The 23570-nt window shown below is 69.1% G+C and carries 21 protein-coding genes; 8 read left to right on the top strand and 13 right to left on the bottom strand.

What is annotated here, in order from left to right; genetic code table 11:
* From BJ988_RS21970 to BJ988_RS21945, 6 genes are all read left to right on the top strand, one after another.
* A complete protein-coding gene (locus BJ988_RS21970) occupies window positions 1-1032 on the top strand; it encodes a FecCD family ABC transporter permease (RefSeq protein ID WP_179660020.1) in 1032 nt (343 codons plus the stop codon).
* A complete protein-coding gene (locus BJ988_RS21965) occupies window positions 1029-2069 on the top strand; it encodes a FecCD family ABC transporter permease (protein ID WP_343051729.1) in 1041 nt (346 codons plus the stop codon). Before BJ988_RS21970 ends, BJ988_RS21965 begins: the two co-directional genes overlap by 4 nt.
* Window positions 2070-2085: 16 nt before the next feature.
* Window positions 2086-2901, top strand: coding sequence for an ABC transporter ATP-binding protein (locus BJ988_RS21960; RefSeq protein WP_246321547.1), 816 nt, complete (start codon window positions 2086-2088; stop codon window positions 2899-2901).
* A 1-nt stretch (window position 2902) separates the two neighbouring features.
* Window positions 2903-3829 (top strand): siderophore-interacting protein, encoded by a 927-nt coding sequence (locus tag BJ988_RS21955; RefSeq protein ID WP_179660018.1) that lies wholly within the window; start codon window positions 2903-2905, stop codon window positions 3827-3829.
* An 84-nt stretch (window positions 3830-3913) separates the two neighbouring features.
* On the top strand, window positions 3914-5644 hold the full coding sequence (locus tag BJ988_RS21950) for a sodium:solute symporter family protein (protein WP_179661633.1): 1731 nt from the start codon (window positions 3914-3916) through the stop codon (window positions 5642-5644).
* A gap of 10 nt (window positions 5645-5654) precedes the next feature.
* Window positions 5655-5951, top strand: a complete 297-nt coding sequence (locus BJ988_RS21945; protein WP_425490883.1) for a hypothetical protein — start codon at window positions 5655-5657, stop codon at window positions 5949-5951.
* Between the two features lie 10 nt (window positions 5952-5961).
* On the opposite strand, the gene BJ988_RS21940 is transcribed toward BJ988_RS21945, so the two are convergent.
* From BJ988_RS21940 to BJ988_RS31105, 8 genes are all read right to left on the bottom strand, one after another.
* Window positions 5962-6723: a DUF4097 family beta strand repeat-containing protein gene (locus BJ988_RS21940; protein ID WP_179660017.1), complete on the bottom strand. Its 762-nt coding sequence runs from the start codon at window positions 6721-6723 to the stop codon at window positions 5962-5964.
* Window positions 6724-6796: 73 nt separating this feature from the next.
* Window positions 6797-7378, bottom strand: a complete 582-nt coding sequence (locus tag BJ988_RS21935; protein WP_179660016.1) for a toxin-antitoxin system HicB family antitoxin — start codon at window positions 7376-7378, stop codon at window positions 6797-6799.
* Window positions 7379-7617: 239 nt separating this feature from the next.
* Entirely contained in the window at window positions 7618-10905 is a 3288-nt protein-coding gene (locus BJ988_RS21930) for a (Fe-S)-binding protein (protein ID WP_179660015.1), read from the bottom strand.
* Window positions 10906-11089: 184 nt separating this feature from the next.
* On the bottom strand, window positions 11090-12364 hold the full coding sequence (locus BJ988_RS21925) for a choice-of-anchor P family protein (RefSeq protein ID WP_179660014.1): 1275 nt from the start codon (window positions 12362-12364) through the stop codon (window positions 11090-11092).
* A 271-nt stretch (window positions 12365-12635) separates the two neighbouring features.
* The gene (locus BJ988_RS21920; protein ID WP_179660013.1) at window positions 12636-13580 is read right to left on the bottom strand and encodes a hypothetical protein; all 945 of its coding nucleotides are present in this window, start codon (window positions 13578-13580) and stop codon (window positions 12636-12638) included.
* A 248-nt stretch (window positions 13581-13828) separates the two neighbouring features.
* On the bottom strand, window positions 13829-14707 hold the full coding sequence (locus BJ988_RS21915) for an HpcH/HpaI aldolase/citrate lyase family protein (protein ID WP_179660012.1): 879 nt from the start codon (window positions 14705-14707) through the stop codon (window positions 13829-13831).
* Between the two features lies 1 nt (window position 14708).
* Window positions 14709-15776 (bottom strand): HpcH/HpaI aldolase/citrate lyase family protein, encoded by a 1068-nt coding sequence (locus tag BJ988_RS21910; RefSeq protein ID WP_179660011.1) that lies wholly within the window; start codon window positions 15774-15776, stop codon window positions 14709-14711.
* Between the two features lie 57 nt (window positions 15777-15833).
* Window positions 15834-15968 carry a hypothetical protein gene (locus BJ988_RS31105; protein WP_281365491.1) on the bottom strand — a complete coding sequence of 45 codons (135 nt, stop codon included), beginning with the start codon at window positions 15966-15968 and terminating at the stop codon, window positions 15834-15836.
* Window positions 15969-16038: 70 nt separating this feature from the next.
* Here BJ988_RS31105 and BJ988_RS21905 point away from each other — a divergent pair, with 70 nt between their 5' ends.
* The gene (locus BJ988_RS21905) at window positions 16039-17001 is read left to right on the top strand and encodes a GlxA family transcriptional regulator (protein ID WP_179660010.1); all 963 of its coding nucleotides are present in this window, start codon (window positions 16039-16041) and stop codon (window positions 16999-17001) included.
* Between the two features lie 25 nt (window positions 17002-17026).
* On the opposite strand, the gene BJ988_RS21900 is transcribed toward BJ988_RS21905, so the two are convergent.
* From BJ988_RS21900 to BJ988_RS21885, 4 genes are all read right to left on the bottom strand, one after another.
* Window positions 17027-17566, bottom strand: a complete 540-nt coding sequence (locus BJ988_RS21900; RefSeq protein WP_179660009.1) for a DnaJ family domain-containing protein — start codon at window positions 17564-17566, stop codon at window positions 17027-17029.
* A 26-nt stretch (window positions 17567-17592) separates the two neighbouring features.
* On the bottom strand, window positions 17593-19050 hold the full coding sequence (locus BJ988_RS21895) for an MFS transporter (protein WP_179660008.1): 1458 nt from the start codon (window positions 19048-19050) through the stop codon (window positions 17593-17595).
* Entirely contained in the window at window positions 19047-20351 is a 1305-nt protein-coding gene (locus tag BJ988_RS21890; RefSeq protein ID WP_179660007.1) for a M20/M25/M40 family metallo-hydrolase, read from the bottom strand. The genes BJ988_RS21895 and BJ988_RS21890 overlap by 4 nt, the downstream gene beginning before the upstream one ends.
* Window positions 20352-20414: 63 nt before the next feature.
* On the bottom strand, window positions 20415-21710 hold the full coding sequence (locus BJ988_RS21885) for a C39 family peptidase (RefSeq protein ID WP_179660006.1): 1296 nt from the start codon (window positions 21708-21710) through the stop codon (window positions 20415-20417).
* 106 nt (window positions 21711-21816) lie between these two features.
* Between BJ988_RS21885 and BJ988_RS21880 the strand changes: the two genes are divergently transcribed.
* On the top strand, window positions 21817-22965 hold the full coding sequence (locus tag BJ988_RS21880; protein WP_343051728.1) for a GTPase family protein: 1149 nt from the start codon (window positions 21817-21819) through the stop codon (window positions 22963-22965).
* A 9-nt stretch (window positions 22966-22974) separates the two neighbouring features.
* Here BJ988_RS21880 and BJ988_RS21875 read toward each other — a convergent pair whose 3' ends face one another.
* Window positions 22975-23463, bottom strand: a complete 489-nt coding sequence (locus tag BJ988_RS21875; RefSeq protein WP_179660004.1) for a winged helix-turn-helix transcriptional regulator — start codon at window positions 23461-23463, stop codon at window positions 22975-22977.
* Window positions 23464-23570 lie beyond the last annotated feature (107 nt).

Here is a 23570-nt window from a genome sequence, read left to right as displayed (position 1 = left end):
TTGACCACCCCCACGCCTCTCGCCCCGGTCGCCCCGGCAGCGCCTGCTGCCGCGGTCGTCCGGGGCCGGCGACTTCCCGGGATCGGCCTGATCCTGGGAGCGTTGATCCTCGCCGCGGTCGTCTCGATCCTGCTCGGCGCCGAATGGGTGCCACCCAGCGCACTGCTCGACGACGGCAGCTTCGGGCACGCGATCTTGGAGAATCGGATCGCCCGCACGGCGACCGCCTTCGCGGTCGGCGGCGCGCTCGCGCTCGGCGGGGCCTGCCTGCAGGGGTTGACCCGCAACCCGCTGGCCGACCCCGGCCTGCTCGGGCTCAACGCCGGCGCGGCCTTCGCGGTCGTGGTGGCGCTCGTGTACGTCGGGGCCACCGGCCTGAACTCGCTGCTGTGGGCCGCCTTCATCGGTTCGGCACTGGCCGCGATCCTCGTGCACGGCATCGCCGCGATCGGCCGCGACGGCGCCACCCCCGCCAAGCTGGTGCTGGCCGGTGCCGCGCTGACCGCGGCGCTGACCAGCTGGACCAGCGGCATCCTGCTGATCGACCACAAAGGGCTGGAGGTCTTCCGGCAGTGGCAGGTCGGCACCATCGGCAGCGACTGGGGCGACCTCGCGATCTGTGCGCCGTTCCTCGTCGTGGGGGCCCTGATGGCCCTGCTGAGCGCCCCGGTCCTGAACGCGCTCGCGCTCGGTGACGACCTCGCCAAAGGTCTCGGCCGCCGCACCGGCCTGGACCGCGTGGTCGTCGGCCTCGCGGTGGTCCTGCTCTGTGGCACCGCCACCGCTCTGGTCGGCCCGGTCGCCTTCGTCGGCCTGGTCGTCCCGCACGCCGTACGCGCCCTGGTCGGTCCCAGCTACGCCCTGGTGCTGCCGCTCTCGATCGCCGCCGGCGCCGCGCTGACCGCCATCGCCGACGCGCTCGGCCGGGTGGTGCTGCCGCCCACCGAGGTGCAGGTCGGCATCATGACCGCGGTGGTCGGCGTACCGGCATTCGTCTGGTTCCTGCGACGTGGGCGGATGGCGGGCCTGTGAGCATCACCGCACCTGCCGAACCCACGCGGCCCGTCGACGTCGTACGCAAAGCCCGGCGGGGGCCGCGGCGGCACCATGCCTACGTCGTCGGTGTCCTGGCGGCGCTGCTGTTCGGGGCCTTCGTCGCCCGGGTGCTGCTCGGCAACTACATCATCACCGTGCCCGACTTCTTCCGGATCCTCGGCGGGGCCGAGATCCCCGGAGCCACCTTCCTGCTGATGTCGGAGAAGCTCCCGAGGGCGATCCTCGGGGTGCTGGTCGGAGTCGCGTTCGGTGCTGCCGGCGCGGTCTTCCAGGGCACCCTGCGCAACCCGCTGGCCAGCCCCGACATCGTCGGAGTCTCGCTCGGCGCCAGCGCGTCGGCGGTCTTCGCGATCGTGGTGCTCGACATGGAGGGCCTGGCCCTGAGCATCGCCGCGATCGTGGGCGCGATCGCGATCGCGGTGGCGGTCCGGCTCGTCGCCGGCTCCGACGGCAGCTACCGGCTCGTGCTCGTCGGGGTCACCGCGGCGGCCGCGATGACCGCGGTCGTCCACTACCTCTTCACCCGTGCCAACGAGTTCGACGCGCTGCTCGTGCTGCGGTGGCTCACCGGTGCGCTCAACGGCGTCACCTGGCCCACCATCTGGATCCTGCTCGGCTTCCTCGTCGTGCTCGTCCCGGCGCTGATCTGGACCGCCCGCTCCGCGCAGATCCTCCAGCTCGGCCCGGACGTGGCCACCGGCCTGGGCGTCAGCCGGCGGCGTACGGACCTGCTGCTCCTGCTCGCGGTCCTGCTCACCGCTCTCGGCGTCGCCGCAGCCGGGCCGGTCGCCTTCGTCGCGTTCGTGGCCGGACCGATCTCGCGGGCGCTCAACGGCGGGCGTACGACGCTGGTCGGCGCTGCGCTGGTCGGCGCCATCGTGATGGTGGCGGGCGACTACATAGCCGACTATGCGGTTCCAGGCGTCTCCTTCCCGGTAGGCGTCGTCACCGGTGCGTTCGGGGCGCCGTTCCTGTTGTGGTTGCTCGCCGCTGGGCGGGCTGGAAGGCGATGACATGAAAGAGGCCCAGATGAGACTCGCTGCGGAGAGTGTGAGCCTCGGCTACGGCGGAGATCCTGTCGTCGACGAGGTCTCGCTGGAGATCCCCGACGGGCTCACCACCGTGATCGTCGGTGCCAACGGCTGCGGGAAGTCCACCCTCCTGCGTGGGATGGCCCGACTGCTGAAGCCGATGTCCGGACAGGTCGTGCTCGACGGCAAGGCGGTCCACAAGCAGCCCACGAGGGCGGTGGCCAAGACGCTCGGCCTGATGCCGCAGTCGCCGATCGCGCCCGAGGGGATCACCGTCGTCGACCTGGTCGGACGTGGGCGCCAGCCCCACCGCGGTGCGCTGCAGCGCTGGTCTCCCGAGGACGGCGCGGCGGTCGCGGAGGCGCTCGAGCTGACCGACACGCTCGATCTCGCCGACCGGATCGTCGACGAGCTCTCCGGCGGCCAGCGGCAGCGGGTCTGGGTGGCGATGGCGCTGGCCCAGCAGACCGACCTGCTGCTCCTCGACGAGCCGACCACGTTCCTCGACGTCGCCCACCAGATCGATCTCCTCGACCTGCTCCACGGTCTGCGGGAGACCCGGGGCACCACCGTCGTGATGGTGCTCCACGACCTCAATCTGGCCGCCCGCTATGCCGACCACCTGATCGCGATGCGCGGCGGCAAGATCGCCGCGACGGGCCGACCTGGCGACGTGGTGACCGCCGACCGTGTCGAGGAGGTCTTCGGGCTCGAGGCGCAGGTCATCCACGACCCCGTCTCCGGCACCCCGCTCGTCGTACCCATCGGCCGCCACCATCGACCGTCCGCTCACCCCCACGCACAAGGAGCCTGACATGCCCATCCTCGCCCGCGTCTCGGTGCGCTCAGTGGAACGCCTCTCGCCGTCGTTCGCCCGGATCGAGCTGGTCGGCGACGACCTGGCTGACTTCGGCACCGACGGTCCCACCCTCGACCAGCGGATCAAGCTCCTCTTCCCGGCCGCCTCGGGCGTCCTGCCGGAGCTCTCGGCCGACGACTGGTACACCGAGTGGCTCGGCCTCCCCGACGAGGAGCGCCCGCGGATGCGCACCTACACGATCCGGTCGATCGCGGGGGAAGGCATCGAGAAGCGTCTGTACGTCGACTTCGTGCTCCACCCCGGAGCGCACGGTCCCGGCTCCGACTGGGCCGTCGCGGCGAGCCCCGGGGACGAGATCATGGTCGTCGGCCCGAAGCTCGGTGAGGAGTACGGCGGCATCGAGTGGCTTCCCGGTGATGCCACCCGGCTGCTCCTGGTCGGCGACGAGACGGCCGTGCCGGCGCTCGTCTCGATCATCGAGTCTCTGCCCGCGGATGCCACCGGATCGGCGTTCCTGGAGGTGCCGGTCGCCGGCGACGTACAGGACGTGTCTGCGCCTGAGGGGCTGAAGGTCAGCTGGCTGCCGCGCGACGGGGCGCCGGTGGGCGGTCCTGCTCTGGCCGCCGTCGGCGGGCTGCTCGGGTTCGAGGCGACAGCCGAGGACGTGACCTCGGTCGAGGTCGAGGACCCGGACCTGTGGGAGACCCCGATCTTCTCGTCCTCCGGCGAGGAGGTCGCGACGCTCGGGAACGGCTCAGCGGGAGCCGCCGAGGACGGCGAGGACGGGCGTTACGCCTGGATTGCCGGGGAGTCGCGGATGGTCACTGCGCTGCGTCGTCACCTGGTCAACGAGCTCGAGATGCCTCGCAAGCAGGTCGCTTTCATGGGCTACTGGCGAGAAGGCGTGTCGATGAAGGGCTGACCCAGCGCCGTTCTCGGGCAGGTGCGGGGTTAAGTTGGGTGCGCCCAATCAAATAGAAGGGTCTTGGGAATGCACACAGGCATCCTGGCCGCGGACACCCTGATCCAGGCCAACGCGGTCGACTATCTCCTGATCGCGATCTACTTCGCATTCGTCCTCGGAATCGGCTTCTTGGCCAGCCGCGGCATGTCGAGCTCGGTGGACTTCTTCCTGTCCGGCCGGTCGCTGCCCGCGTGGGTCACCGGCCTCGCCTTCATCTCAGCGAACCTCGGCGCCGTCGAGATCATGGGTATGTCGGCGACGGGCGCACAGCTCGGACTACCCACCGTCCACTACTTCTGGATCGGCGCCGTTCCGGCGATGCTCTTCCTGGGCGTCGTGATGATGCCCTTCTACTACGGCTCGAAGGTGCGCTCGGTCCCCGAGTTCATGAAGCGCCGTTTCGGCACCGGGGCCCACCTGGTCAACGCGATCTCGTTCGCGGTGGCGCAGCTGCTGATCGCGGGTATCAACCTCTACCTGCTCGGCTCCATCGTGCACGCGCTGCTCGGCTGGCCGCTGTGGATCGCGCTGATCGTGGCCGCGCTGATCGTGCTGTCCTACATCACCCTCGGTGGCCTGAAGGCGGCGATCTACAACGAGGTGCTGCAGTTCTTCGTGATCGTGGCCGCCCTGCTGCCGCTGACCCTCCTCGGTCTCTACCGGGTCGGGGGCTGGGACGGTCTGACCTCGAAGATCGAGCAGGCTGCGACCGCCAACCCCGACACGGTCGCGCCGGCCGCTGACCAGCTCAACTCCTGGCCCGGGTCCGCGCTGACCGGCTTCTCCTCCGACATCCTCTCGGTGATCGGCATCGTGTTCGGTCTCGGCTTCGTGCTCTCGTTCGGCTACTGGACGACCAACTTCGTCGAGGTCCAGCGGGCGATGGCGGCCAACTCGATCAGTGCCGCTCGCAAGACGCCGATCATCGGCGCCTTCCCGAAGATGTTCATCCCGTTCATCACCATCTTCCCCGGCATGATCGCGGCGGTCCTGGTCACCGAGATCGCGCGTACGAAGGCGGGGGAGTCGGTCCCGGGAGGGGCCTCCGGCGAGGGCGTGACCTACAACGACTCGCTGCTCTACCTGATGGCGGAGGTGCTGCCCAACGGTCTGCTCGGCCTGGCGATCACCGGTCTGCTGGCGGCGTTCATGGCCGGGATGGCGGCCAACGTGTCCGCCTTCAACACGGTGGTGACCTTCGACCTCATCCAGGAATACATCATCAAGGACCGGCCGGACGACTTCTACGTCAGGCTGGGTCGTTGGGCCACCGTCTCGGCGACCGCCATCGCGATCTTCACCGCGGTCCTGGCGTCCAGCTTCTCCAACATCATGGACTACCTGCAGACCCTGTTCGGGTTCTTCAACGCGCCGCTGTTCGCGACGTTCATCCTGGGTATGTTCTGGAAGCGGATGACCGCGACCGCCGGCTGGGCCGGTCTGGTCTCCGGCACCTTGGCCGCGATGCTCGTCGGCATCCTCGCCGAGGGCACGCTCGGCGGGCTGTCCGTCGGTGTGCTGCCGCTGTCCGGCCAGGGCGCGTCGTTCGTGGCTGCCGGTGCGGCCTTCGTCGTCGACATCGTCGTCAGCGTGATCGTCTCGCTGGTGACCAAGCCGAAGCCGGAGGGCTCCTTGAAGGGTCTGGTCTACTCGGAGACCCCGAAGGAGGACCTCGTCGACCCCGAGGACGCCGGACGCCCGTGGTATGCGCGGCCGGTGCCCCTGGCAGGTGTCGCGCTGGTCATGGTCACCATCTTGAACGTGATCTTCTAAGGAGGCTGAGATGTCCACCGAATCCAACAAGGCTGACTCCAACATGGCTGATTCCAACAAGGGGCTTCTCGGCACGCTGCTGGCGCTCTTCGACATCCGCAACGTGATCGGGGCCCTGCTCGCGATCTACGGCGTCATCCTGCTGCTGATGGGTCTGTTCGGCGACCCGGAGGTCGACAAGACCGGCGGGCCCAACGCCAACCTCTGGGCGGGCATCGTCCTGCTCGTCATCGGGGCGATCTTCATCGCCTGGGGTCTGCTCCGGCCGGTCGTGCCGGACGCCCCCGGGGCCGGCGAGGAGAAGTAGCCCTTCGGACTCAGAGCCCGACGAGGGTCACGTCACCGCTGACAGTGGTGGTCCGGAGCTCGACGTAGGGCTCACCCGCGGCCGGTGCGCCAGCACTCTGGACAGTGCTGGTGCACCGGCCGGTCACGGTGTTGATGTCGGTCCAGACCGGGGTGCCGTTCGGGATCCCGATGTGTACGTCGGAGGAGGCCCCCTTCACCGAGATCCGCCCCGCGCTGACCGAGTGGATCGCGAAGTCTCCGGCGCCGGTCGAGTGGCTCACGTCGCCCTCGACCTCGTCGATCTCCACGGTTCCGGATCCGGTCTTGGTATTCAGGTCGTGGGCCGTACCGATCCGGATGTCGCCTGATCCGGACTTGATCGAGGCGTGACCGCCGAGGGTGTCGGCCTCGATGTCCCCGGAGCCGGACTCGACCTGGAACTCCTCGGCGACCTGGTCGATCCGTACGTCGCCGGAGCCGGTCTGGATCCACGCCGCCCGGAGGACCCCCTGGGTGGCGATGTCGGCGCTTCCGGTGCGTGCTCGCAGCTGGCTGCGGGACGGCGCCGTGATGGTGATGTCGTAGCGCCGCGAGCGGCTGAACGGGCCCTTGTGCGGGTCGATGACGTTGATCGTGTCGCCGTTCTGCTCGACGACCAGACTCTCGGCGTCATCGCCGTCGACCTCGACGGTCGTCTCGTCGGTGTCGGTCGCCTGGACCTCGAGGTTGCCCTTGCCGAACTCGACGAAGAGCTTGGCGGGTGCGGTGGACATGAAGGTGTACGTGCTCATGGTGCTGCTCCTCAGGGTGTGCTGATCTACCGGACCGGCCGGGTGGCCGTCCGTTGGTGCGTCTCGGGTCAGATCAGAGCCAGCCGGTCATCCGGCGGTCGGACCTACCGCGGTTGCCCCCGCGGAAGGGATCGAGGTTGCTCATCGCCTCGTTGACGATGTGTGGGATCGCGGAGAGGTCGACGTCGACGCCGACCGTGTTCTCCCGCGTCGCTGCCCGCACCGCGCCGACCAGCCAGGTGTTGAGCGACTGGCCCGCGTCGGCCGCCGCCTCCTCGGCCTTCGCCTTGAGCGACTCCGGGATGCGGAGGCTCACCCGGGAGAGAGAGTCGTCGGTCTCGAGCTCCGGCGGGACTGGGGGAGCCGGGGGAGCGGGCGGTGTCGGCGGGGTGGGGGCGACCGGTTCGGCGAGCGCCGGAAGCGTGACGCCGAATTCCAGGTCGCGCCCTCGCAGGCGTACGTCCACGTTGCCCGTCGGCAGCTCTGCGGTGATCTCGGCAGCTGCCTGGCTCACCGCCTCCATCATGGCGAGCCGCGCGGCCGGGTCGAGCGCATAGGTGAGCCGCTCCGTGGTCTCCCGCGCCTCCGGCCCCGATGCCTCGGCCGCGGCCAGCAGGTCTCGTCGCAGGCTGTCGATATACGGCGTGATGTCCATACGCACCACTATGACATCATCGTGACGTCATAACAACCCCAGTCTGACATCACGTGACGTCAGAGCCCTCGCCGAGGCGTCACTCCGGTCGGCCGAGACGTCAGGTGCGTCGGTCGAGTGGACACGCTGGTGCCGTCTCGGCCGACGCGAGTGACGTCTCGGCCAAAATGACGATGACACCTTGTGAATCGTTCACAAGGTGTCATCGTCTGGAGCAGCCGGACTGGGCTGCGGTGGGATCAGAGGTCGAAGAGCGACCCTGTCTCGTGGATGTCGACGTCGGTACGCGGCGTGTGCGCCTCTCCGCTCACCGACGGCGCGGGCTTCGGCGCGGGCTCCGGCTCGGCCGGAGTCTCCGTCTCGACTGCCGCCTCCTCGACAGGTGCAGCCTCGACGGGTGCCGCCTCGGCCACGGTCTCCGCAGGAGCCTCGGCCACAGGAGCGGCCTCGGTGGGAGCGGGTGCGGCCGGAGCCTCGGCGGTGACCGAGCCTTCCGGAGCCTCGATGTCGAAGAGTGAGCCGAGACTGTCGAAGTCGACGTCGGTCTTCGGCTCCGAGGTCACTCCCGAGCCTGCCTCAGCCGGAGCAGCCGGAGCAGCCGGAGCGGCCGGAGCCTCGGCCGGAGCGGAGGCCTCGGGGGCCTTGGCCGGAGCCTGCTCGGGCTCGGCGGCCGGGATGTCGAAGAGCGAACCACCCGCGCTGAGGTCGACGCTCGGCTCCTCGGCAGCTGGCTCCGCAGCCGGGGCTGCGGCAGGTGCCTCGGGCTCGGCTGCGGGTGCGGCCTTGGCCTCGGGCGCGGCAGCGGGCTCTGCCTGCTGAGCGGGTACGTCGAAGAGCGACCCGCCGGCCCCGAGGTCGACAGCAGGCTCTTCAGCGGGCTTGGCTGCGGGCTCGTCGGCCGGCTTGTCGGCCGGCACGTCGAACAGCGAGCCGCTCGAGGCAGGGGACTCCTCGGTCGTCTCTGCAGGCGTGTCGAAGAGCGATCCGCCGTCATCGAAGAGCGATCCACCGGAGGCAGGCTTCTCCGGCTCGGCGGCCGGAGCAGGGGTGTCGAAGAGCGACCCGCCGCCCGACGTACCTCCCGAGGCCGGCTCGGCCGGCGCGGGAGTGTCGAAGAGCGAGGAGGCGTCGGACGGAGCCTTCGGGGTCTCGGTGGCCTCGGCCGGGGAGTCGAAGAGCGACGAGCCGGCAGCAGCGGAGGCCGAATCGGGGGCCGGAGCGGCCTCCTCGACGACCGGGGCGGCCTTGGCGGCGGCGCCGACCTTCGCACCGTCGCCCGGGGCCAGCTTGGTGGCCTGCTCGCCCTTCACGGACGCGAGCAGCATCTGCGCGACGTCGAGGACCTCGACCTCCTCGCGTGCGGCCCCGTTGGCCTGGGCCTTGGTCAGACCGTCGGAGAGCATGACGCGGCAGAACGGGCAGCCGACGGCGATCTGGTCGGCGCCGGTGGCGACGGCCTCGTCCGTACGGTTCTCGTTGATCCGCGACCCGATCTTCTCCTCCATCCACATCCGGGCACCACCGGCGCCACAGCAGAAGGAGCGCTCGGAGTTGCGGGGCATCTCCTTGTACTCGGCGCCCGGCATGATCTGCAGCAGCTCTCGCGGCGGCTCGTAGACGCCGTTGTGGCGGCCGATGAAGCAGGGGTCGTGGTAGGTGATCGAGCGCTTGTGGGCGCCGGCGCCGTCCGCGATCGGAGTCAGCTTGCCCTCGCGCACGAGCCGGTTGAGCAGCTGGGTGTGGTGGACGACCTCGAGCTCGATGCCGAACTCCTTGTACTCGTTCTTCAACGTGTTGAAGCAGTGAGCACAGGTGGTGACGGCCTTCTTGACCTTGAACTCCTTGAACGTCTCGACGTTCTGCTGAGCCAGGCCCTGGAAGACGAACTCGTTGCCGGCACGGCGGGCGGAGTCGCCGGTGCAGGTCTCGCCGTTGCCGAGCACGCCGAAGGAGACTCCGGCCATGTCGAGCAGCTCGGCCACGGCGCGGGTGGTCTTCTTGGCCCGGTCCTCGTAGGCGCCGGCGCAGCCGACCCAGAACAGCCAGTCGACCTCCTCCAGCGACTCGATGTCCTTGCCGACCTCCTTGACGTCGAAGGGCAGGTCCTTGGCCCAGTCCATGCGCGCGTTGGCGTTCATGTTCCAGGGGTTGCCCTTGCCCTCGAGGCCCTTGAAGAGGCCGTTGAGCTCGGTCGGGAAGTTCGACTCGACGAGCACCTGGTAGCGGCGCATGTCCATGATGTGGTCGACGTGCTCGATGTCGACAGGGCACTGCTGGACGCAGGCGCCACAGGAGGTGCAGGACCAGAGGACGTCCTCGTCGATGACGAAGCCGCCGTCCTCCGGGTTGTAGAACCAGTCGAGCACCTCGGTGTTGCTCTCGGAGCCAGCCGGGGCGCCGTCGGCCTTGCCGATGAGCGGCAGCTCCTTCAGGTCTGAGTCACCGGCGGCGGCGTAGGCGTGCTCACGCAGGCCCATCACCAGCAGCTTGGGCGAGAGCGGCTTCTCGGTGTTCCAGGCCGGGCACTGCGACTGGCAGCGGCCACACTCCGTGCAGGTGGTGAAGTCGAGGATGCCCTTCCAGGAGAAGTCCTGGATCGAGCCGACGCCGAGGATCGCGTCCTCGGGGATGCGGTCCTCCTCGACGTCCTCGAGGGTGACCGGCTTGCCGTCGATGAGCATCGGCTTGATCGCGCCGAGTGCGGTGCCGAGCGGGCGGGCGCCCTCGGTGTCGGACGTACGCGAACCCGGTTCGCGCTTGAACCAGATGTTGAACCAGGCGGTGAAGCGGTGCCAGGCGACACCCATCGTCAGGTGGGTGGAGACGACGGCCAGCCAGATCAGCGCGGTGATGATCTTGAAGGCCGCGATCGAGTAGATGACGTTCTCGAGCGTGTGGACCGCGTCGGGGCCGGTGGGGTAGAGCGCCCCGAAGAACTGCGAGACCGGAAAGTGGAACGCGGTGGCGTGCTCGGCGACCTCGCCGCCGTGGGCCTTGGCGAGGTTGTACTCCGCACCGCGGATGAACAGGATCGCCGCGCTCTCCAGCAGCACCATCGCCTCGACGAAGAAGGCCTGCCACTGCGTGGAGCCGAAGAACCGCGTGCTGCGGCCCATCTTCGAGGGCAGGTGGGTCACCCGGTAGATGATCAGCGGGATGATGCCCAGTGCGCCGAGCAGGCCGAGGAGCTCGGCGAGCCACTCGTAGACGAACAGCTGTCCGATGACCGGGAGCGTCCACTCCGGGTCGAAGAGCTGGAAGTACGCAGCCCCTACCGCCGTCGAGAGCAGCAGGAACGCGGCGAAGGCGAACCAGTGCAGCACGCCGATCCAGGTCCACTGCAGCATGCGCGTGTGGAGGACGGTCTCTTTCAACATCGTCAGGGTGCGGGCCAGCGGCTGGTCGACGCGGCTGATCGGCGTACCGATCTTGATTACCGCGAGCATCGACCGGACCGCCTTGATCACCAGGTAGGCGGTGGCCACCGTTGCCGCAAGACACACGACGATGGCGATGATCTGCAACATGCCTAGGCGCTCCTCATCAGGGGGCAGGACGAACCGGTTTGCAACCGAGCCTAGTGCTTGTGAGTCGGTTCGGTTGCTAAGGGTGGGTTGATACTACCCGCGAGTAACTTCATAGTGAAGAAACGGCCCGCGACCTGGGCAGGTCGCGGGCCGTTTCTTAGGTCAGCCTTAGTGGTTCAATGCCTCACTTGTTGGCGTTGACCTTGAACTTCGCGTGACCGATGTTGACCACCGTCTTGGTGCCCTTGGTCCCGTCGAGGAGGGTCAGCCGGAGGGCGACGACCTCGACCAGGTTCTTGCTGCGCTCGACGACGACCTTGGTCTCGATCTTGGCCAGGCCGGGGATGTCGACGCGGGAGAGCGCCGACTCCAGCTGGGCGAGGGAGACCTTCTGCTTGCCGATGTAGATGTCGCCGAACTTCGTGCCCGAGATGGAGCTCGTCGAGCCCTTGCCCTTGACGTACTTCGCGTTCGCCTGGGCGCGGATGGCCTCGATGCGGATGGCGCCGTCGCCGATGTTGACGTTGGCGACCTCACCGAAGGTGTAGCCCTCGGCGGTGGTCTTGGTCTGGTTCGAGCGCTGACCGCTCGTGAGACCCTTGACGTCCACGATGTTGCCAACCTCGCCCAGCGGGACATGCCCGATGGACTTGGTCTTCAGCTTGCCCTTGGTGCCGGCGCAGCCGGCGTTGGTCAGCGGGTTCTTGCCGACCTGGACGGCGCCACCGAGAGCGGAGGCGTCGACGGAGTTGGAGAAGCCGTTGAAGACCGCGGAGAAGGCCTGGCCGTTGATCTCCGCGCGGGAGCGACCGATGGTGACCTCGGAGTCGGTGCCGTGGAGCTTGATCCAGACGCCGTTGGCGTAGGAGTGCGCGCCGTCGGCGTTGGCGCGCTCGACGATGTTGCCGATGCCGATGGTGGCGATGCCCGGGATGACCAGCGGCTTGTCGCGGCCCGGGATCGGAAGGTCGATCGTCCGGCCGGGACCGGCCGGGTCGAGGACGATGTGGGCGATCTTGGCCTTCGAGTCGGACTTGTAGCCCTTGCCGTCCCACCAAGCCTGGGAGACCGAGCTGAGACCCTCGACGGTGACCTTGCCGAGCGGGCTCTTGTCGAGCACGACGTCGGCGATCTTGTGCTCCGAGATGGACTTCACCATCGAGCCGGACTTGATCGTCCGCTGCCGAGTGGTGGTGGCACCGATCGTGCCGAGGCCGGGCACCTTGGCGCCGGCGGTGTTGTTGCTGACGTCGTGACCAGCCTTACGGGTGCACCCGATGGTCTGGTACCCGAGGTCACCCGAGTTGGCAGGCAGGCTCCCACCGGTGACACGGGTGCCGAAACCGCTGGCGAACAGCCCGAAGTCGGTGTTCGTCAGAGCGGCCTGAGAGGGCGCTGGCACAGCCAGGACTGCGCCGACTACGGCGACAGAGGCTGCGGACAGCGCGAGCGTACGCATGCTTCGCATTGTTGGTTGGACTCCGATTCTGCGGTGGGGATCCCCCAAGATCCCCGCTACGGGGCCGTGCCACCTGCCAGATCCGGGGGAACCTGGCGCACTCCCGAGTTATGGGGTGGCACACCGCTCAAACGAGGGAAAACCGTGGAAGTTATCGGGACGGAGGTCCTTTTTCCGAATGACCCGTTCTGACTATCGCCAAGCCACCCAGGCGAACGTAAACGGGCCGTGACCTCGGCTGAGGTCACGGCCCGTTTCAGGGATCCCGGAATTATGGGGTCAGATCGATCTTGATGCCGGTGAGCGCGTCGACCACGCCGGTCACCGTGTCGAGCACCGGTGCCACCACGTTCTTGGTCAGCGTCGGTTGAGTCGGTCCGGGGGCCGGCTCGGGCGCAGGCGCTGGCTCGGGTGCCGGCGCCGGCTCAGGAGCCGGCTGAGGGGCCGGTGCGGGAGCCGGCGCGGGCTCGGGTGCCGGCGCGGGGTCTGCCGAGGTGCCCCCGCCGTTCGGCGCGGAGAGCGTTCGGCTCGAGGAGTGAGCGCCACCGTAGGTCTCGGCGGTGGAGGGTGCGTCGTAGTCGCCGTTGGAGTGCTTGCCTCCGGGCGTGGTGCGTGCGGAGGCGGGGGAGAAGGGAGATGTTGTCTCCGGCGCGATCACGCCGGGGGCGTCGATGACCTTCTGGTTGCCGGTGTCGACCACGGGCACTGCGTCGTACTGGCCGGCGTGCGCAGTGACCTGCTGAGGCTGGTTCTCGAGGTCTGTGCCCAGGTTGGACTGGGCGAAGGCGCCGACGCCGGCCGAGGCGATCGCCATCGCCGCGAGCGGCAGGAGCACAGCCTTCTTGTTGCGGCCGCGGCGCTCCGGCGCTGGGCCCTGGTCGGCGGCCGAGCCGTTCCTGGTCGGCACCTGGGCGGCTGCGTAGGACGGCATCGCGGGGTTGGCGAACATCACCGGTCCCGCCGGGTGCCGCTGCTGCGCCGCGTAGGGGCTCGGCTGGTAGGCGTACCGGGGCGGCTGCGTGTGCGGAGGCGACGGCAGCCGGTAGACCGGCCGAGGCGGCGGGGGCGCGGATGGCGTGTCGCGAGGTCGCGCCGGCTCGGGGGTGGTGTCCGCCTTGGGAGTGGCGAACCACGACTCGGTCGCCGGTGACAGTCCCTGGAGAGCGCGGTTGGCGATCTCGACGGGGTCTGCCGTGGTGTCGTTCGTGATGCGCATCTGTGGTGCTTGGTGTCGAGCCGGCGTCGGTGGGACGTTCGAGTGGTCCCCCGTCGCGGGCCGACGATTCGCTTCAGTCATCTGACGCTGTCTCCTGAGCGCTTAGCGAGTGTCGGTTGTATCGCGCAGCACGTAACGGAACCAGAATCTCGACTGTTTGTCACCTTCTTCTCAGAAAAAAGTTACCTCCGAGCTCGATGGAGCTCGGAGGTAACGACAAAGATACGGCGAGGGGTATCTTCGGAGGGTTACAGCGCGGCGATGGCCTCGGCGATGCTCAATGTGCGCCGCGCGGACTCGACGTGGAGGTTCTCCACCATCTTGCCGTTGTAGGTCACCACTCCGCCGTCGCTCGCCTCCCAGGTCTCGATGAGGCCCTTGGCGTCCGCCACTGCCTGCTCGCTGGGCGCGAAGCCGGCGTTGGCGCCGTCGACCTGCGCGGGATGGATCAGGGTCTTTCCGTCGAACCCGAAGATCCTGCCCTGCTCGACCTCGGCCGCGTAGCCCTCGCCGTCCTTCACGTTGTTGTAGACGCCGTCGAGGATGATCTTGCCGCTCGCGCGCGCGGCGAGCACCGCCAGCTGGAGGCTGGCGACCAGGTTGGCGCGGCCGGGGACGTGGTCGACGTACAGCTCCTTGACCAGGTCGTTCGTGCCCATCACGAGAACCGTCAGCCGTTCGGAGGCGGAGGCGATCTCCTCGGCGTGGAGGATGGCGTACGGGCTCTCGATCATCGCCCACAGCTTCGTCTGCTCCGGGACGCCGGCCTTCTCGAAGGCCGCGACGAGGTCGTGCACCTGCTGGGCGCTGTTGACCTTGGGGACGACGATGGCGTCGGGGCCGGCCTTGGCGGCGGCGGCCAGGTCGTCGGCGTGCCACTGGGTGTCGGCGCCGTTGATGCGGATGGTGAGGTACTTGTTGCCGTACTCACCTGACGTCACGGCGGCGGCTGCGTTCTCGCGCGCCTCCGGCTTGGCGTCGGGAGAGACGGCGTCCTCGAGGTCGAGGATCAGCGCGTCGGCGGTGATCGTCTTGGCCTTCTCGAGGGCGCGGGTGTTGGAGCTCGGCATGTAGAGGACCGAGCGGAGGGGGCGGCTGTGCCCGATTTCTTGGGTTGCTTCAGTCATTTCAGTCCACCTCGATGGCGTCGTAGAGCTCCTTGAGCTTCGGGTCGATGGCGGCCAGCTCCTCGGCGAGGTCGACGAGCACCAGGCACTGCTTGAGGCTGGCGTCGTCCTCCATCTTGCCGTCGAGCATGACCGCGCCGGTGCCGTCGCCCATGGCGGCGACCACGCGGCGGGCGTGCTTGATGTCCTCGACGCTGGGGGAGAAGACGCGGTTGGCGATCTCGATCTGCTTGGGGTGCAGGCTCCAGGTGCCGACGCAGCCGAGCAGGAACGCGTTGCGGAACTGGTCCTCGGCGGCGACCACGTCGGTGATGTCGCCGAACGGGCCGTAGTAGGGGTAGATCCCGGCCGCGGCGCAGGCGTCGACCATCTTCGCGATCGTGTAGTGCCACAGGTCCTGCTGGAAGACCGTGCGCTGCCCGTGGATGTCACCGTCGACCGGGTCCTGGCGGACGAGGTAGCCCGGGTGGCCGCCGCCGACACGGGTCGTCTTCATCTTGCGGTCGGCCGCGAGGTCGGCCGGGCCGAGGCTGATCCCCTGCATGCGGGGGGAGGCCGACGCGATCTCCTCGACGTTGGCCACGCCGCGCGCGGTCTCGAGGATGGCGTGGATCAGGATCGGCCTCTGTACGCCGCCCTTGGCCTCGAGCTGCGCCAGCAGCCGGTCCACGTAGTGGATGTCCTCGGGACCCTGCACCTTCGGCACCATCACGACGTCGAGCTTGTCGCCGATCTCGGTGACCAGGGTGATCAGGTCGTCGAGCACCCACGGGGAGTCGAGCGAATTGATCCGGGTCCACAGCTGCGTGGGGCCGAAGTCGGTTTCCGAGGCGATCTTGACCAGGCCTTCGCGCGCCGCGACCTTGTTGTCGGCCTTGACGGCGTCCTCAAGGTTGCCGAGGAGCACGTCGACGGTGCCGACCATCGCCGGCACCTTTGCGGCCATCTTCGGGTTGGACGGGTCGAAGAAGTGGATCGCGCGACTCGGCCGCGCCGGGATCTCCCGCAGCGGTGCGGGAGCGCCCACCGCCAACGGCGCGAAGAAGTCCTTGGGGCTCTTGTGACTCATGCCGGTCACCCTAATGGCCGGTGATTACCGGCCGGTAGGCGTCTCGGCTTGTAACGATCACGACCGACGTCGCGAGGGGTGGTTCTTCGGAACCTGGGCGCCGTGACGGACCCGGGCGCCGGCGTCGAAGCCGGCGAGGACGGAGCGAACGGTGCCGAGGACCTTGCTGGGGTTCTTCCTGTAGTTGGTCATGGCTCCATCGTGCCCGCGTCGACCGCGTTGGGGGAGTGGCAAGATTGACTAAGAGTGATAGATTCTTGCCATGTCCTCGAAGCCATCCATCGCCGTCCCGATCGTCGACGGGATGACCCTCTTCGAGATCGGGATGCCGCTCGAGGCGCTCGGCTACGACTGGGATCACGACGCCAGCCCGCTCTACGACGTGGTGCTGTGCGGTGACCTGCGCGGAGTGCGTGTCCACGGCGGGCCGCGGCTGACGCCGCAGCGGCCGATGACCGCGCTGGCCGAGGCGGGCACGGTGCTGGTGCCGGCGATCCGGCCGGGCGAGCCGATCAGTCCGACCCTGCTCCGAGAGCTCCGCCGGGCCGCCGACGCCGGCGCCGGCGCACGGATGGTCTCGCTGTGCACCGGCGCCTTCGCGCTGGCCGAGGCCGGGCTGCTCGACGGTCGCCGAGCGACGACCCACTGGCGGTGGGCGAACCTGTTCCGGCGTACGTATCCAGCGGTCGACCTCGACCCGCGGGCGCTCTACGTCGACGACGGCGTGCTGACCAGCGCAGGCTCGGCCGCCGGGCTGGACCTGTGCCTCCACCTGATCCGCACCGACCACGGTCAGCATGCCGCCAACACCATCGCCCGCAACCTGGTCATCGCCTCGCACCGCGACGGCGACCAGGCTCAGTACGTCGCGGCCGACCCGCTCACCGACCAGGCCCGCTGGCTCGACGAGCTGCGCGCCTGGCTCCGCGCGAACCTGCACGAGGACGTCACCCTCGAGCGTCTGGCGGCCGCCGCCGCGGTCTCCCCCCGCACCCTGGCCCGGCGATTCGAGCGCGACCTGGCCACCACCCCGATGCGCTGGGTGGCTGCCGAGCGGATCGCGGTCGCCAAGACCCTCCTCGAGACCACCGACCTGCCGATCGACCGGATCAGCCACGAGGCCGGCTACTACTCGACGGTGACCTTCCGGACCGGGTTCACCTCGGAGGTCGGGCTGACTCCGGGCCGTTATCGGATGCGGTTCTCGCACCGAGAGGTCGGCTAGGAGACCCGCCCTCGCCGCTGACCTGTCAGCGGCGCCACCACCGCTTCCGGCGCGTCTCCTTGCGGCGTACGTCTGCTCTGGCGGCCTCCAGCCGGGTGGCTCGGCGCTCGCGCCAAGCGGCCAGCGTGGCCTCGAGGTCGCGAGGCATGGTGATCAGCGGCGGCCCTTCGGGCGCGCCGTAGCGAGCCGCGATGACGCGCTCGTTGAACTCCTCGACGATCCTGCGGGCGCCGTCTTCGGTCGTCTCCCGATCGATGAGGTCATCGAGCTCGGCGTCGTCCTTGCGGAGCTGGACGGACGGGGGGAGCACCACGATCTGCTCGCGCTCGACGAGCTGCTTGACCCACCAGTCGGGGTCGTGGTCACGGTCGAGGTTCTTGATCGGCTTGCCGGCGCCGGGCAGGTTGTCGAAGTCGCCGCGCTGCATCGACTGCTGCACCTGCAGATCGACCCACTTGGTCTGGTCGCGCATCCGGGCCGCGGCCGCTGCCTTGCTCGCGGCATCGTCGAGCTGCGGCGGCGGCATCTCCGGGCGTCCCTCGGACAGGTCGTCGCTCTCGGGCATGTGGTTCACCTCCAGCGCGACAGAGTTTAACCCTCTTCTGGGGTCTGACCGGCCGTAGTCGTGCTGCGCGGCAGCAGGAGCAGCAGCCCGGCGACCAGAGCGGTGGCGCCGCAGACCGCCCATACGGTCAGGTAGCCCGACAGCGGTGCGTGGGCCTCGCCGGAGATCGACCCGTCCGCGGCGAGCGCGATGGCGAAGACCGCGGAGGCGATGGCGCCGCCGACGGTCTTGGTGGCGTTGGTCATGCCGGTCGCGAACGCGGTGCGGGAGGAGGGGGCTGCCGCGGCGGCCGCGGCCGGCAGCGAGGCCACCAGTGCACCCGAGCCGAGCCCGACGATCGCCATGTTGAGGAGTCCCTGGCCGGTGGAGTCGTGGAACGGGAGCCACATCAGGTAGCCGGCGGCCACCAGGAAGCAGGCCACCGCCTGGGCCCGCGTCGGTCCGAGGAACCGAGCCCACAGCGGCAACGTGAAGGCGGAGACGGCCATCGCGATGACGTACTCGGCGATCAGCAGCGACACGAACGATGCGTCCGCGCCCAGTCCGAAGCCGGCCTCCGCGGGATCGGTGCGCGCGAAGGTCGACAGCGGGATCTGGGCGCCCAGCACCGACATCCCGAACAGGAACGCGGTCAGCTGGATCGGCCATTGCCCTCGCGAGACCAGCAGACGTACGTCGATCAGCGGCTCACGCAGGCCGGCGTCGTCCAGCGCGGTCTCGATGCGCCAGAACGGGACCAGCGCGAGCAACCCCAGGACGACGAGGGCCCAGGGGAGCAGAGACCCGGCCCCGAGGACGCGTACGCCGACCAGGCCGGCCATCACCAGGCCGAGCACGACGGTGAGCACGGCCAGGCCGAGCCAGTCGAAGGCACCGCCGCTGGTGCCGGAGTCGGGCTCGATGCCGACGGCGATGACGACGAAGACCGCGGTCACGGCCACGGCCGGGAAGGTCAGGATCGCCCACATCGGGAGCACGCCGACGAGGGCGCCGGCAGCCACCGCGCCGATGATCACCGAGAGCTGCAGCGCACCGACCAGGATCCCGGCGGCCCGCCGGGTCAGGGCAGTGTTGCCGCCGGTGCGCTTGTGGACGATGGCGACCTCGAGCGGCAGCCAGATGACGTAGGCGCCCTGGATCGACCAGGCGACCAGGAACGAGCCGAAGTCGGGGGCGACGACGGTCCACCAGGTCGCGAGCGCGGTGATCCCGGTCGCCAACAGGAGGACCTTCTTGTGGCCGATCAGGTCGCCGAGCCGGGCGAGCGGCGGCACGCACAGCGCCGAGACGATCAGCTGTCCGGCCTCGAGCCAGTTGAGGTCGGCGTCGGAGACGCCGAGGTGGTCGGCGAGATCGGAGAAGATCGGGGTGTAGTAGCCCTGCAGGATGCCGCTGGCGAACTCGACTGCCACCAGGAAGCCGACGATCACCCAGATCCCGCGGGCGGCGTTCTCGACGCCGGTGCGCTGACTCTCGGTGGTCACAGCGACTCGATCAACCTGCGGTAGAAGACGATCCCGTCGAGGTAGTCGTCGACCCGGATGTTCTCGTCGGCGGCGTGGATGGTGGCCCGCTGGGCGGCGGTCATCCGGAACGGTGCGAACCGGTAGACCCGAGCGCTGATCTCGTAGAAGAAGCGGGAGTCGGTCGCGGCCATGACGGTGTAGGGGGCCGGCACCGACTCGGGGAAGATCTCCGAGATGGTCGCGGTGATCAGCGAGAACGCCTCGTCGCGAGGAGAGACCGGCGACGGCTCGCCGGCGCGGACGACCTCGATCTCGACCTGCTTGTCACCGATGGCGGCACGCAGCCGCTCGACGACCTCGGCGACCGTCTCGCCGACCATGATCCGCAGGTTGACCCCGGCGGTGGCGGCCGAGGCGATGACGTTGGCCGCCGGGCTCCCCTCCAGCGTCGTGATCGCGACGGTGGTGCGGGTCAGGGCAGCGGGCTCGGGGCCGAGCCTGGTGAGGAGCCGGGCCAGTGCCGGGGCCAGCCGGCCGGCGTTGGCCAGCACGGGCTGCAGGGGCTTGGCGGCGTACGGGGCGATCTGCTCGAACATCTCCACGGTCGGCGCCGGCAGCTGCACGGGCATCGACATCCGGTCGAGGCGGGTGATCGCGCGGGCCAGCCGCGCGGTCGGGCCGTTCTGTCGTGGGGTGGAGGAGTGGCCGCCGTCGCCGGTCACCCGCAGGCGTACGTCGGTGGTGCCCTTCTCGGCGACGCCGACGACACCGATCGGTGCCGCGATCCCCGGGAAGGCGTCGAACGCGACCGCGCCGCCCTCGTCGAGCACGAACCACGGCTTGACCCCTCGGGTCCGCAGTTCCTCGACCGCGGCCCGCGCGGCCGCACCTGTCGTCTCCTCGTCGGAGCCGAACGACAACCAGACGTCGTACGCAGGCTCGAACCCGTCAGCGAGGAGCCCCTCGACCGCGGCACAGATCGCCACCAGCTGGCCCTTGTCGTCGAGCGTGCCGCGACCATGGATCACCCCGTCGACGATCTCGCCGCCGAACGGGTCGTGCGTCCAGTCACCGGCGATCGGGACCACGTCCTGGTGGGCCATCAGCACGATCGGCTTCTCGGCCGAGGCGCCGGACCAGCGGAAGAGGAGTCCGTGCTTCCCGACCGGGGTCAGCTCGAGCGTCGAGTGGAGCAGCGGGAAGTGGTCGCGCAGCGCCTCGTGGAGCTGCGCGAACGCCTGACCCTCCGCGCCCGATCCGTCGTTGACGGTCGGAGCTCGAAGTGCGGCCTGAAGAGCGGCGACGGCGTCGAGGGTCATGGCCGAAACCTATCCGCGCGCAGCCGCTCCAAGGTGGCCCATGTCACCCTCGTGGCGGCTCCGTCACCAGTTTGTGGCCTTCCCTGCGCCGGGCAGCTCCACGTCGTCCGGGTGGATGACGTAGGCGACCCCGTCGGTCGAGGTCTGCCAGACCCGCTCGAAGTTCTCGCGGGTGTAGACGTTGCGCACCTCGTCGTTGGAGGGGTAGTTGGGGTCGTAGACGATCGGGTCGCCCTCGGCGGTGAATCCACCGATGACCAGGAGGTGGCCGTTGGTGCCGTAGCCGGACTCCGGCATGTCGGCGAGCTTCCAGCTGGCCGAGACGACCAGCGGGATCCCGGCCTTCACGAGCCGCTCCGCCTCGGCCAGCGAGCGCAGCCTGGTCACGAACCCGTCCAGGCCCCAGCGGGTGGCGTAGGCGATGTTGAACGGCCAGTTGCCGGCGCCCTCGTAGGCGTAGTCCCAGGTGTTGATCGCGGCATAGTCGACCTGCGGGTCGCCGTTGGGCGCCACGATCCCTTCGAGCTCGCTCGCCGGGACCTCGCGACCCCAGTGGTACTGCACCATCGTCGTCGAGGTCGGCGAGCACCAGACCTGTCCGCCGCCACCGAACTCCGGGTACTCGCCGCGGTGGATGTTCTGGCTGAACGGGGGCAGGCCGAGGTCGATCTCCTTGCCGAGAGTCGGCGTGCTGGTGCCGGGGTAGGCGGAGGCGGGCAGGTACTCGTTGGTCAGCGTGGAGACCGACCGCAGGCTCGGGGAGACGGTGGCACCCTCGGGGCGCAGCAGGGTGACGCTGGTCTGGAAGGCCTCGGGCTCCTTGCCGGTCCGGGCGACGTAGGTGTCGGTGTAGAGCGCTGCGTCGGTGTCGTTCTGCCCCTCGACCGAGGTGCGGTGGATGTCGCCGGCGGCGAAGTCGTCGCCGGCCGTCCAGCGACCCATCACGAACCACTTCGTCCAGGTGCCGTCTGCCTTCTGGCCGCGGAACCGGACCTCGGCCCAGGTGCCGGTCGGGGTGTCGACGTCCCAGGAGGTGACCGACTCGTCGATCGCGTAACCGGTCTTGACCACCGGCGAGGTCCAGGTGCCGTACTCGTAGGTCTTCGCCGTACCGTCGCCGAAGGGGTCGGTGTAGGTCGTCGTCCCGGCGTCGCGGCCGATCCGCAGGGTGCCGCGCCGGCCCGGACGGAGGTTGCTCGACCGGCCCTTCGCGAACTCGTCGCCGCTGTCCCACTGGGTCAGGGTGATGTCGGTCGGCTGGGTCTCGGACTCGGCCGCGTGGACCGGGGTCGTGGGCGCTACCAGGACGGTTGCGGCGGCGAGGGCGACAACGTACGCGAGGCGGGACCGTGGGCTCATGCCCGGCACGCTATTCCTCCTCGGAGGCTCCGGTCCTGACAATGCGCCAAGTCGGCTCACCAAGTCTTCTCCGAAAGGTCGGTGCCGGGTGGCATCCTTGCTCACCGTGAACAACTTCGCATCCGAGGGCTGGTTCAAGGACGAGTTCCACAAGAGGTACGCCGACTCGGCCAAGGAGATCGGCCGATTCAACCTGGCGGTGTTCGGCAAGACCGGAGTCGGCAAGTCGACGCTGGTCAACGCCGTCTTCGGGGCGGAGGTGGCGAAGACCGGGATCGGTGAGCCGGTGACCAAGGAGTCGACGCTCTACCTGCACACCAGCGGGTTCTTCGGCCTGCTCGACACCCAGGGCCTGGAGATCGGCGTCGAGGGCGACCGGGTGATCAAGGACCTCGCCAAGCTGATCCAGGAGCGGCGCCGCAAGCCGCAGTCGGAGCAGGTCCACGTGGCCTGGTACGCCGTACGTTTCGCCGACCGCCGCTTCGAGGAGACCGAGGCCGCGTTCATCCGCAAGCTCGCCGACCTGGGACTCCCGGTCGTGCTGGTGATGACCCAGGTGCCGACCTCGCCGACCGGTGCCTACCACCCGGATGCGGTCGAGTTCGCCCAGCAGATCGACTCGCGCGGCCTGCCGGTGCACGGGGCTCGGGTCTACCTGACCAACGCGAAGGCCGACGACTTCTCTGGCCAGCAGGTCCACGGGCTGCAGGAACTCGTTGATGCCACCTTTCGATGCGCGCCTGCAGGCGTCGAGGATGCCCTTGTCGCGGCGCAGAAGGTGGATCTCAAACGCAAGCAGGATCAGGCGAACACCGTGATCGCTGGTGCGGCGACCGCGGCCGGGGCCGCCGGAGCCACTCCGATCCCGTTCTCGGACGCAGTCGTCCTGGTGCCGATCCAGCTCGGGATGATGGCGCGGATCTCGGCGATCTACGGCATCGAGGTCGACAAGGCGGCGATGGCCTCGATCGCGGCCACCGCCGCCGCCACCCAGGCCGGCCGCACCGTGGCCGGCAACCTGCTCAAGATGATCCCCGGGTTCGGCACCGTTGGTGGCGGAGCGATCAACGCCACCGTCGCCGCCGGTTTCACCGGCGCCATCGGCGCGGCCTGGTCGACCGTGTGCGTCAAGCTCGGCGAGGGCAAGCTCCGCGGGGTCAACGGCGCCCTGGACACCGAGAGCGTCAGGTCGCTCTTCCTCGACGAGCTGAAGAACCAGATCTCGAGGCTGAAGCTCAACGCCAAGGAGAGGTGAGCCTCCGGCTCAACCAGCCATCGCCGCCTCGTACGCCGCGGCGAGCTGCTCGCTCGCCATCGGCGCGTCCGGGTCGGGTCGCGGTGACCCCAGATGGAGCTCGCGCAGCTCGTCCATGAACGACTCCACCATCTCGGGGTCGGCATCGCGGAGCAGCTCCGCGCGGACCCGGAGCTGCCGGGTGCCGTCGCGATGGGCGAGCCCCCAGTTGCCGAGGGCGACCATGATCGGCAGCGTCTGGATGCCTGCCTCGGTCAGGGCGTAGGCCGCCTTCTGGCCGCGGCCGGCCTCCTCCTTGGTGAGCAGGCCGCCGTCGACGAGCTTCTTCAGCCGGCTGCTGAGGATGTTGGACGCGATGCCTTCCTCGGAGCTGCCGAGCAGCTCGCGGAAGTAGCGGCGGTTCCCGAACATCACGTCGCGCAGCACGATCACCGACCAGGGGTCTCCGAAGACCTCCACGGCTGCGTTGATCGGGCACCCCGATCTGGGCTCGCTCACTCGGTGCCTCCTGCCCTCGAAAATAGTGGTTGCAATCTGCAATCGGGGAGTCTACCCTCGGCGCTAGTGATTGCAAAGTGCAATCACTCTTGCTCGAGGGAGATCGA

It is taken from the genome of Nocardioides panzhihuensis (assembly GCF_013408335.1).
GTDB classification, from domain to species: domain Bacteria; phylum Actinomycetota; class Actinomycetes; order Propionibacteriales; family Nocardioidaceae; genus Nocardioides; species Nocardioides panzhihuensis.
This window is presented reverse-complemented; position numbering and strand designations above follow the sequence as displayed.

Coding starts and splice junctions, on each gene's coding strand:
- BJ988_RS21960 (WP_246321547.1), top strand. CDS start 2,086: ATGAGACTCGCTGCGGAGAGTGTGAGCCTCGGCTACGGCGGAGATCCT.
- BJ988_RS21955 (WP_179660018.1), top strand. CDS start 2,903: ATGCCCATCCTCGCCCGCGTCTCGGTGCGCTCAGTGGAACGCCTCTCG.
- BJ988_RS21945 (WP_425490883.1), top strand. CDS start 5,655: ATGTCCACCGAATCCAACAAGGCTGACTCCAACATGGCTGATTCCAAC.
- BJ988_RS21940 (WP_179660017.1), bottom strand. CDS start 6,723: ATGAGCACGTACACCTTCATGTCCACCGCACCCGCCAAGCTCTTCGTC.
- BJ988_RS21935 (WP_179660016.1), bottom strand. CDS start 7,378: ATGGACATCACGCCGTATATCGACAGCCTGCGACGAGACCTGCTGGCC.
- BJ988_RS21930 (WP_179660015.1), bottom strand. CDS start 10,905: ATGTTGCAGATCATCGCCATCGTCGTGTGTCTTGCGGCAACGGTGGCC.
- BJ988_RS21925 (WP_179660014.1), bottom strand. CDS start 12,364: ATGCGTACGCTCGCGCTGTCCGCAGCCTCTGTCGCCGTAGTCGGCGCA.
- BJ988_RS21920 (WP_179660013.1), bottom strand. CDS start 13,580: ATGCGCATCACGAACGACACCACGGCAGACCCCGTCGAGATCGCCAAC.
- BJ988_RS21915 (WP_179660012.1), bottom strand. CDS start 14,707: ATGACTGAAGCAACCCAAGAAATCGGGCACAGCCGCCCCCTCCGCTCG.
- BJ988_RS21910 (WP_179660011.1), bottom strand. CDS start 15,776: ATGAGTCACAAGAGCCCCAAGGACTTCTTCGCGCCGTTGGCGGTGGGC.
- BJ988_RS31105 (WP_281365491.1), bottom strand. CDS start 15,968: ATGACCAACTACAGGAAGAACCCCAGCAAGGTCCTCGGCACCGTTCGC.
- BJ988_RS21905 (WP_179660010.1), top strand. CDS start 16,039: ATGTCCTCGAAGCCATCCATCGCCGTCCCGATCGTCGACGGGATGACC.
- BJ988_RS21900 (WP_179660009.1), bottom strand. CDS start 17,566: ATGCCCGAGAGCGACGACCTGTCCGAGGGACGCCCGGAGATGCCGCCG.
- BJ988_RS21890 (WP_179660007.1), bottom strand. CDS start 20,351: ATGACCCTCGACGCCGTCGCCGCTCTTCAGGCCGCACTTCGAGCTCCG.
- BJ988_RS21885 (WP_179660006.1), bottom strand. CDS start 21,710: ATGAGCCCACGGTCCCGCCTCGCGTACGTTGTCGCCCTCGCCGCCGCA.